The organism is Brevibacillus daliensis, from assembly GCF_021245735.1.
Taxonomy (GTDB): Bacteria; Bacillota; Bacilli; order Brevibacillales; family Brevibacillaceae; genus Brevibacillus_B; species Brevibacillus_B daliensis.
The window spans coordinates 1-10,101 of the sequence record NZ_JAJISB010000061.1 but is presented as its reverse complement, the minus strand read 5'-3'; the positions used below and the strand labels follow the sequence as shown (position 1 = coordinate 10,101).

Here is a 10,101-nt window from a genome sequence, read left to right as displayed (position 1 = left end):
TGTGAGAGGTCGGGGGTTAGTCACCCCCTCCTACTCGATTTATGACCAACAAAAAGACCGCCCTTTTCTAGATTAAATAACAAATTTATGTATGAATAAATAACATCTTATAATTGAACAAAACTACCGTCCATTTAATAAGTAAAGATTGGTTCTTTACTGTTCATCGATTTTTTAGTTTGTTTTATTAATCACAATAGATCACATAACGATTTCTTCAGAGTGGTTCAAGTTATTGGTGAAAATGGAACTTCTGAAGTAAGATATAATAAAAAGGATGAAATATTAGAACTGAATGAAAATGGAGATATAACAGCTATTGACCTCAAAGCACAAGATGAAACAATAGATAAAAAAGGTGATTTCCAAACTCTTGCATCTACTACTCTACGTGAAGCTCGTGAGTATGCATATGGCTATTATTATAAAGTCAGTTTACACGGGGGCAGAGATCAATATTGGGATGTTGGCAATGGTAAAGGAGGGAAATACATAAAACAAACATCTAAAAACAGTTCAAAATTAGAAGATTTTGAGGATATTGTAGATACATTAATTGGTAGTGAAATGAAATTCGCAGGAGCTAATTGTACTCTCTAGTATGACAAATAATATTTGTTAGGGGAGTAGAAAATATGAGTATATTAGCTTTTTATTTGAAAGATTGGTTTATAGTCATTAGTATGAGCATCTTACTAATCGATATAATATTAGTGCTTGCATTTATAAATGGTAAATTAAAATGCTTAATGAATTATCTTCTCGGTATTAATTTGATATTAGGTTTATATATGATAATAGTAATGATTTCCATTGTATATAACAATTTGTTGTAATAAGTGGTGAGAAACTTGAAACTAAACGAACTAAAAAAAGTCGCCTCTTTACAATAAGAGACTGCTGCAAAAGTTGTGGTTTTGGAAAAATTAATAGTTTTAGGGGGACAAATATGTCTCCCTAAACGCGAAACGAGCCTTAGAAGCGATTCTAGAGGCTCGTTTTTCATTGACTGTTTTGGTTGTTCTGAAAAAGTGGACTTTTACAGTGATCTCTTTCCAAAGAGTTTTATCTTCCATAGCTTTTTAAATGGTTATTTGGGGCGTTTCTCCCAGCCTTCAATATTGGTTAACCCTTCAATACTGTCTGCATAAAAGACAGGATCTTTTCCTGCTTTTCGTTGGTCCGTATAATCTTTTAGCGCTGCAAATGCAAATTTTCCTAGCAGTACAATCGCAACCAGATTAAATAGCGCCATCAACCCCATAAAGATGTCAGCTAATGACCAAACCATCTCGTTATGGGCAACAGAACCAAACATCACCATTCCCACTACACATAGTCGGTAGATTAGGATTGAAGTACGAGTCTTTTTCCCGATGAACTCAATGTTAGTCTCACCATAATAGTAGTTACCAATAATAGAAGTAAAGGCAAAAAAGAACAAAATAATTGCAATAAAAATGGTAGCCCAATCTCCCATGTGAGAGCTAAGCGATGCTTGTGTCAGTTCAATGCCCGAAACTTCACCGGTTTTATAGATGCCGGACGTAAGAATAATAAAAGCTGTCGCACTGCACACCAATAAGGTATCTACATATACACCTAATGCTTGAACCAAGCCTTGTTTGACTGGATGACTTACAGTAGCTGTAGCAGCAGCATTCGGAGCACTACCCATACCTGCTTCATTAGAGAAAAGACCACGTTTAATTCCCAGGGTAATAGCTGTACCAATTCCTCCGCCTAAGAACTCTTGAAAACCAAAGGCGTGGGAGAGGATAGTCATGAATACTTCAGGAATCTGTCTGAAATTGACGATCATTACAAACAGCGCAATGAAAATATAAAAGGTTGCCATAGTAGGTACAAGCCATGTGGAAATGGAAGCTATTCGTTTTACCCCACCGAAGATGACGATGGCAGTAAGGATACTTAGTATGATTCCGAAAATGTTTTTGTCAAAGCCAAAGGCAGTTTCAACAGCAGCAGTAACAGTATTGGCTTGTACGGCATTAAATACAAAACCGAAACAAACCATAATCAGGATCGCAAACAAGATCCCCATCCAACGCTTTCCGAGACCTTTTTCCATATAGTAGGCTGGTCCCCCACGGAAGCCCGACTTATCTTTTACTTTATAAATCTGTGCAAGTGTACTCTCTACAAAACCAGAAGCAGCCCCAATGACGGCTAAAGCCCACATCCAGAAGACAGCACCGGGTCCACCTAAAGCAATCGCCCCTGCTACCCCTGCTAGGTTTCCTATACCTACACGAGAAGCAGCACTAATACAAAAGGCTTGAAAAGAGGAGATCCCTCTTTGTTCTTTCGGATAGCGGTTAAAACCATCACCTAACAGACGAAACATTTCTCCGAATAGGCGTACCTGAACAAATCTTGTCTTAACGGTAAAGTAAAGTCCTACACCAATTAGTAAAAATATCAGAAAATAGGACCACAAAATTTCATTGCTTAGATTAATGAAATCTTGTGCCGTAGCATGTTGTATCCACGTTAAGAAGTCATTCATTTTATCTTTAATAAAGTCCAAATGGAGGAGTCTCCTTTCAAAGGTAGTTTGACATAACTTATCTATTTTAACATAAAACGTAATGATTAAGATTAGTAAATAATGAAACGATTCTTTACCAGATATAAACTAGATTTTAAGAAATGTGATAGCATAGTAATGACTAGGGGGAGGCTGAACATGGACAGATATATTAATTCACATATCCACCTTGATTTATATAAAGAAGAGAATGCGTTGACCATGTTACAAGAGTTACAGGATAGTAATATAAAAGCTGTAATTGCTGTTTCAATGGACCTGGTTTCCTGCAAACGTAATATGGAGTGGAAGCGTCGTTTTCCCGATCTTGTGAAGCCAGCCTTCGGATTCCATCCAGAGCAGCCGATTCCTGAACCAGAAGAATTGAAGCAACTGCTTGCTTGGGTGAGAGAAAACGAGCAAGATATGATAGCCATTGGAGAAGTAGGGTTACCTTATTATCTGAGGAAAGAGGCTCTAGAAAAAGGAGAGCATTTTGATCTGAAGCCGTACATGGTAATAGTAGAAGAGTTCATTAAGCTAGCAGTCGAATTGGATAAGCCAATTGTTTTACACGCTGTATATGAAGATGCTGAGCTTGTTTGCGACTTATTACAGAAGTATGATGTGAAGAAAGCCCATTTCCATTGGTTTAAAGGGAGTAAAGAAACTCTTACCCGAATGGAACAAGCCAGCTAGTAGCGGAGATCGTCTTTGAGAATACAAATAATTTTTACGGTCTTGGGTAGCATCCTGAAAAAGACTGACACCCTTGTTTACATGTTCTTCTTTTTTTATTGTAAATGTATGGTGTTGTATTTTCTTATTTAGTCTAAACTAATAAGATAGGACACCAATACCGGAATAAGTGAATGTTTGGTTGATCTAAATGGTGGTAAACAGTATTATTTTATACAAGGTTACATTAGGGAGAAAGGTTGATCGTAGTGGAAAACACGTCGGCAGCATCAAATTTTATTCGTAACATCGTAGTGGAAGATTTGCAGAATGGAAAAGTAGAACAGGTCGTTACTCGGTTTCCTCCAGAACCTAACGGCTATTTGCATATTGGCCATGCTAAATCAATTTGTGTAAATTTTGAACTTGCCAAGGAATTGAACGGTAAAGCATTCTTACGCTTTGACGATACAAATCCTTTGAAGGAAGATGAAGAATACGTTCATTCCATCAAGGAAGATGTAGAGTGGCTTGGATTTGAGTGGGACGGGCTGTTTTTTGCATCCAACTACTTTGAAGAGATGTATAAGCGTGCGGTATTGCTGATCAAAAAAGGTAAAGCATACGTATGCGATCTGACAGCAGAACAAATGAGAGAGTATCGCGGTACACTGACTGAACCTGGTAAGAATAGCCCATATCGCGATAGAAGTGTAGAAGAAAACCTTGATCTGTTCGAAAGAATGCGCAATGGCGAATGTAAGGACGGAGAAAAGGTCCTGCGTGCCAAAATTGATATGTCTTCCCCGAATATCAATCTGAGAGATCCGGTTATCTACCGAATTGCTCATGCTACGCACCATAATACAGGCGATACCTGGTGTATTTATCCGATGTATGCATACGCACATCCATTGGAAGATGCGATTGAAGGAATAACACACTCCATTTGTACACTGGAATTTGAAGACCAACGTCCGTTGTATGACTGGGTTGTTGCAGAAACAGAGATGGAGCATGTTCCCCATCAATATGAATTTGCTCGCCTTAACCTGACGCAGACGGTAATGAGTAAACGTAAATTGAAACAATTGGTAGAGGAGAAGGTTGTAGATGGATGGGATGATCCTCGCATGCCGACCTTGTCTGGATTGCGTCGTCGAGGTTATACGCCAGAAGCTATTCGTGCGTTTGCGAAAGAGATTGGTGTTGCCAAAAGCAATAGTATTGTCGATGCAAAAATGCTTGAATACTTCATCCGTGAAGATTTGAAGCTGAAAGCACCACGTACCATGGGTATTTTAAAACCACTAAAGGTAGTGATTACGAACTATCCAGAGGGTCAAGTGGAATGGTTGGAAGCTGAAATAAATCCAGAAAATCCTGAAATGGGTACACGAATGATTCCATTTACTCGTGAAATCTATGTAGAACAGGACGATTTCATGGAAGAGCCACCTAGTAAATACTTCCGTCTTTTCCCTGGAAATGAAGTACGTCTTAAACATGCGTACTTTATCAAATGTAACGAGGTTATCAAGGATGATAATGGTAATGTAATTGAGTTGCACTGCACGTACGATCCAGAGACGAAGAGTGGTTCAGGCTTTACAGGACGTAAAGTAAAAGGAACGCTTCACTGGGTAGATGCAACACATGCCGTACCAGCAGAATTCCGCTTGTATGAACCATTGATTCTCGATGAAGAAGAAGAGGAAGGTAAGACATTCCTCGACTACATTAATCCGAACTCTATCGAGATATTACAAGGCTTTGTAGAGCCGAACATGAAAGAAGCTAAACCTCAGGACAAGTTCCAATTCTTCCGTCACGGTTATTTCAATGTCGATCCGAAGTATACGACAGATGATCAACTAGTTTTCAATTTGATTGTATCGCTGAAAAGCTCATTCGATCCGAAGAAATAATAAAACAACCTTCCTGCCAGTATTTCCTATACATAGGCAGGAAGGTTGTTTTTATTTTTACGGCTCTTGGGTATCATTCACGACATAAAATGGAGATTTGCTTAGCTAGGCTACATCGCGCTTTGAAAAGACTAGCGCAGAACTTCCTAACATAATTGCAAAATAGAGTACGAGAATGATTATGGAGAAGCTTAATCCCAACTCAGGATATGCTGGTGACGAAAAGCGCTGAATAACCACACTGTCGGAATATGCATATAGAGGAAGGTGGTTAAATACTATATATTCCCCCCACCAGTAATTCTGAGAGAGACCACCTATGACTTTTCCCGAAAAATAGGCAATAATAGCGACGCTAAGCGCCAGAGCACTTCTTTTAAATATAGTGGCTGTAAAAAATGACAGGGTAGCCAGGAAGAAGAGGCTAGGTAGCTCCGTCAGATAAAATTGGAAGACGACAGTAAAGGTAAGATTGCCGATTTCTTCCAATAGCGGAATTTTTTCTGCACTTGCTAAGCCTTCTCCTGCACCAAAAAAGATAAACCCAAGCAGGCTACTCCATACAAACAGGAAGAAATAAGCTGCCGTTATCATGATCAAGACTGATAGATATTTAGAAAATAAGATAGAAACACGGCTACTCGGTCTTATCAATAGTTGCTTAATTGTTCCATCTTTGTATTCATCCGTTACTATTTGAGCTCCTAGAATTAAGCCAAATAGAGTAATTAGAAAACCAAAAATGGTAATTGTAAGCATGGTAAATTGAAGATAATTCATAACCAATGCCAGGTCACTTATATATGCCTTGATAATAATGGCGGTAATCAGAACAAGACCTGCTAATAATGAGAAAAAAAGAATGCTCTGTCGTTTCGAGTTGATTTTCATGATTTCATTTTGGACAAGTCGTAAGAAGATCATGATTGTGTGCCTCCTTTTGTTAACGCCAGGAAGCGATCTTCCAGCGATTCTGTCTTAATATGAATCTGGTAAATAGAGATGTCTTGTGCAACGAGTAGACTAACCAGGCGAGGAATCTCGCTTTTTTCTGCCATAATTGTTACCTTACCATGATCACCTGTCTTAGCCTGCCAATCTTGTAATACTGCTGTTGCCGCAGCCGCTTGATCAACCTCGAACTCAACAGATAAGGCGTTAGCGGCTTCTTCTGGCTGATTGTGGATGCTGATTTCATCAATAAATTTTCCTTCCTGAATGACAAGGGCACGATCACACATTAGCTCAATTTCCGATAGTAAATGGCTAGATACTAGAATGGAAATGTTTTCTTGTTTTGCCAGGTAGCGCAGGTGATCACGTAGTTGACGTATTCCAGAAGGGTCAAGACCATTGGTAGGTTCATCCAGAATGAGAATACTTGGGCTATGAAGCAAAGCCTGTGCAATACCTAGACGTTGTCGCATACCGAGTGAATAGGTTTTAACTTTTTGTTTAATGGCATGTGTTAGTTCTACCAACTCTACTATCTTCATAATTCTTTCCTTGCTGATAGGTGTGGAAGCCATACGGGAAAAATGTATGAGATTTTGCATACCTGTCATATAGCCATACATTTCCGGATTTTCCACAATCGCACCAACATGGGCCATTGCTTGCGAGCGGGACTTCGTAATATCATGACCTTCCACGAGAATTTGTCCTTCTGTAATGGAAGAAAGTCCTACGATCATGCGAATCGTGGTTGTTTTACCTGATCCGTTAGGACCGAGAAATCCGTAAACCTCTCCACGCTGAACGGAAAAAGATAAATGCTGCACAATGGGTTTACCCTTAATTTTTTTCGTTACATTTCGTAATTCAACGACGGGTGTGTTTGACAAGAATGCCCCTCCTTATATTCAACTTACAAATTTGGTAATCTTTTGAACAATCCACCTTAATAGTTACGAGTGAATAAGCAAAAGGGTTTCATTTCTTTATAAACTACCGTAGTGAGTATGCAGAAGAAGCACAGAGTTGTAGTGGAAAAACGAAAACAAACTTAACAGATTGAAAAACCAGCTTCTCCTTTCCCGCGGAGTGTTCTAAAGTTATGTGGGAAGGCTCCTTTTCTCTAAATAGCGAACGCACAGTGTGATGAAATAGATGATTATGAAGTAAAAGACAGCTACTGCTCCCCAAATCTCCATGGATCGAAAATTATTTGAAATAATAATCTCTCCAGTGTTCGTCAAATCGCGTATACCGATTACGGAAACAAGCGACGTATCTTTCAGACTGACGATAATCTGATTAACGAAAGCAGGCAGCATACGACGAAGAGCTTGCGGTAGAATAATAAATCGCATCGTTTGTAGCATAGTCATACCAAGTGAACGACCTGCTTCCATTTGCCCAGCGTCAATTGACTGAATACCAGCACGGAATATCTCTGCCATATATGCTCCTGCATTAATACTGACTGCTATTATGGCGGCAGTTATGGCAGGAATTTTAATGTCAAAACCCTGCGGGATTCCAAAATAGATGAAAAAGATTTGAACCAGCAAGGGGGTACCTCGGATGAAGGTAACGTAACAGGCTGCAATCCATCGTAAAATCGCCATTTTGCTGACACTAAGCAGTCCAAATACCAATCCGATGAAGAAAGCGATCGAAATAGAGATCAGTGTGATTTGGAGTGTAATGAGTGAGCCTTCTGCCAGAATGGGGAGAGCATCTCTAATAACTTGTAAGCTTGAGGTCAAATCATGTCGCCTCCTTTTGAAGTTGGCATACTGCTATTGTAAGTTGGTACCTGTCCATTTCTTGATGATTTCATCATATTTTCCATTTTCCCGCAGTTTTTTGAGACCGCTATCAATTTTCTTGTGGAGTTCTTCATTATCTTTGGAAATGGCGATACCGTAGTTATCACCGTTAAGGCGATCCCCAACAATTTTTAATTTTGATTCAGGATCTTGTGCCAGTTTATAGGCGATAACAGGATAGTCTTCAATAGTAACGTCAGCATTTCCATTTTCTACCTCAAGAAACATGGATGGACTATCATTAAAATGAGTAACCTGTGCACCGCGTTGTTGCGCTAACTGTTCTGCAAATTTGGCTCCTGTGGTTCCTTTTTTTATAGCGATTTTTTTTCCTTTCAAATCATCAGGGCCGGTAATGGTTGTATTATCTTCTTTTACTACGAGGGAGAGACCAGCTTTGTAATATGGTTCAGAGAAGAGAACAACCTGTTTGCGCTCATCCGTAATGCTGATTCCTGCAGCTGCTCCGTCCAATTGTCCGGCAAGAATAGCTGGAATAATCCCTTTGAAGTCCATTGGTTTTATTTCGATTGTAATTCCTTCTTCTTCTGCTATGGCTTGTAAAAGATCGATATCAATCCCTACGTACTTTCCGTCTTTTTCAAACTCAAAAGGAGGGTATTTAGCATCTACACCAAAGAGATAACTATTTTTTTCTGGTGGATTACCAGAAGAGGAAGCACTTTGATCCCCTCCGCTAGTCCCGCAGGCAGTGAGTATCATCATAATAATTCCTACACAAATGGCATACCAATTTTTCTTCATACGAATAGCCCCTTTGTTTTTTGAATTTTCAATTTACTTCACTCGTTAGGTGTATGACTGAGACAACAAAGTTGAAATTTTGGATAAAAAACTATATGTAGATATATATTGATTGTTTTGGAAAAAATACAAACGAAAACACCGCCCTCCAAGTAGAGAACGGTGTTTTGCGTTTACAGGTATTATGCAAGGTAATGGAATGTGTATATGACAAGTTAATTTTTAGATAAAATCAACCGACATATGCTAAGAGTTACTTGCGTTATTTCTTAAAAATTTTCAATGGTTTACCTACTGGCAGGAAAATACGACCGAAATGTGCGTTAAGTACGCAAGCGGCAGCACCATAAAAAGAGAATAGGGAAACACCCAGTTCAGATACACCAGCTAGTAAATGCATTTGTTCCTTGGCGATACCAAAGGAATCAAAAGTAAGACCGATAAATAAGAAATCGATAAGAATAAAGATAATAAATAGTACTTTATGTGTTTCAGCAGCACCGATTGTCATGAAAAGAGTGAAAATCAGGTACCCTAAATATGCAACACCCAAGTGTTTTGGATCTACTTGGGCTGCCATTTCTGGACCAAATACACCTAGTTGGATCATCCAGGAAAAGGCAATAGCAAACCAGAACATAGCGTAAGCACCAAAAGCAGTTGTACCAAAAATATTATTGCGCTTAGAATCATTAATACAAGCAAATAATTGAGCAAATGAACCCAAAAAAATCGCCCATGGAACAATCATGGAAACGCCTTCGGTAATACCTAATTTTTGAAAAGAGGCTACAAGTGTAACCATTGCCAATCCGAATAAACCTAGAGCTGACGGATCACAGTTCGTAATTTTAACAGACTGTGTATTCATGATGTTGAATTTCCCCCTCGAATTAAATGCTAGTTATAAAGGCATAAACTCTATTCTAAGTAATATTGGGGTAAAATGTTTATATAAAATATAACAATTTTGTTACATTTATAAAAAATTAAATAATATAAGACGATCCTTTTTTAGAAGAGTCGCCTTATGTAGGGGTAGGAGTAAATATTTATGGTAAAACAGACTGCTTGTCTATTTATCCAGATATTCTTTCATTGTCGCTAATGGATTTTCCTTAATTGCCAGTAAACGTTCGGCCAATTCATCTTTAATTTTTAATAATCGAGTTAAACTTGCTTAGCTAACTGGTCGATATTCACCCTGTGATTTTTTACTTGAATCAAAATGACAAAGAAGCAGTTAGTAATGAACTGCTTCTTTGTCTATCTCTTTTGCCTATTGTTTTATTTACACAAGTAACTACAACTGCTTTAGTTAGAATGGATAAAACATCCAGAATTTGAATCTGATTAGAATCTGCAACTACTGGAAGATGAATCAGAACTAGAGCTGGAACTACTG

At 38.6% G+C, this 10,101-nt stretch carries 10 protein-coding genes; 3 read left to right on the top strand and 7 right to left on the bottom strand.

Annotation, left to right across the window (positions count from 1 at the left end):
- Window positions 1-147: 147 nt before the first annotated feature.
- Window positions 148-600, top strand: a complete 453-nt coding sequence (locus LM917_RS24130) for a geobacillin-26 family protein (RefSeq protein ID WP_309241983.1) — start codon at window positions 148-150, stop codon at window positions 598-600.
- 490 nt (window positions 601-1,090) lie between these two features.
- Here the strand turns inward: LM917_RS24130 and LM917_RS24125 are convergent, their stop codons facing one another.
- Window positions 1,091-2,551 carry an alanine/glycine:cation symporter family protein gene (locus tag LM917_RS24125; RefSeq protein WP_373688829.1) on the bottom strand — a complete coding sequence of 487 codons (1,461 nt, stop codon included), beginning with the start codon at window positions 2,549-2,551 and terminating at the stop codon, window positions 1,091-1,093.
- Between the two features lie 159 nt (window positions 2,552-2,710).
- On the opposite strand from LM917_RS24125, the gene LM917_RS24120 reads away from it, so the two are divergent.
- Entirely contained in the window at window positions 2,711-3,250 is a 540-nt protein-coding gene (locus LM917_RS24120; RefSeq protein ID WP_232700244.1) for a TatD family hydrolase, read from the top strand.
- Between the two features lie 239 nt (window positions 3,251-3,489).
- The gene (locus LM917_RS24115; RefSeq protein WP_255668593.1) at window positions 3,490-5,157 is read left to right on the top strand and encodes a glutamine--tRNA ligase/YqeY domain fusion protein; all 1,668 of its coding nucleotides are present in this window, start codon (window positions 3,490-3,492) and stop codon (window positions 5,155-5,157) included.
- Window positions 5,158-5,262: 105 nt separating this feature from the next.
- On the opposite strand, the gene LM917_RS24110 is transcribed toward LM917_RS24115, so the two are convergent.
- The 6 genes from LM917_RS24110 to LM917_RS24085 all read right to left on the bottom strand — a co-directional run.
- On the bottom strand, window positions 5,263-6,081 hold the full coding sequence (locus LM917_RS24110) for a DUF2705 family protein (protein ID WP_232700242.1): 819 nt from the start codon (window positions 6,079-6,081) through the stop codon (window positions 5,263-5,265).
- Window positions 6,078-7,001 (bottom strand): ABC transporter ATP-binding protein, encoded by a 924-nt coding sequence (locus LM917_RS24105; RefSeq protein WP_232700241.1) that lies wholly within the window; start codon window positions 6,999-7,001, stop codon window positions 6,078-6,080. The genes LM917_RS24110 and LM917_RS24105 overlap by 4 nt, the downstream gene beginning before the upstream one ends.
- A gap of 210 nt (window positions 7,002-7,211) precedes the next feature.
- Complete coding sequence (locus LM917_RS24100) at window positions 7,212-7,868, bottom strand: amino acid ABC transporter permease (RefSeq protein ID WP_232700240.1); 657 nt, start codon at window positions 7,866-7,868, stop codon at window positions 7,212-7,214.
- A gap of 33 nt (window positions 7,869-7,901) precedes the next feature.
- Window positions 7,902-8,696: a transporter substrate-binding domain-containing protein gene (locus tag LM917_RS24095; RefSeq protein WP_232700239.1), complete on the bottom strand. Its 795-nt coding sequence runs from the start codon at window positions 8,694-8,696 to the stop codon at window positions 7,902-7,904.
- Window positions 8,697-8,958: 262 nt separating this feature from the next.
- Window positions 8,959-9,570, bottom strand: coding sequence for an acetate uptake transporter (locus LM917_RS24090; protein ID WP_373688830.1), 612 nt, complete (start codon window positions 9,568-9,570; stop codon window positions 8,959-8,961).
- A 349-nt stretch (window positions 9,571-9,919) separates the two neighbouring features.
- Window positions 9,920-10,101, bottom strand: a 182-nt coding sequence (locus LM917_RS24085) for a hypothetical protein (protein WP_232700237.1), incomplete at its 5' end; no start/stop codon positions are given.

Coding starts and splice junctions, on each gene's coding strand:
- LM917_RS24120 (WP_232700244.1), top strand. CDS start 2,711: ATGGACAGATATATTAATTCACATATCCACCTTGATTTATATAAAGAA.
- LM917_RS24095 (WP_232700239.1), bottom strand. CDS start 8,696: ATGAAGAAAAATTGGTATGCCATTTGTGTAGGAATTATTATGATGATA.
- LM917_RS24110 (WP_232700242.1), bottom strand. CDS start 6,081: ATGATCTTCTTACGACTTGTCCAAAATGAAATCATGAAAATCAACTCG.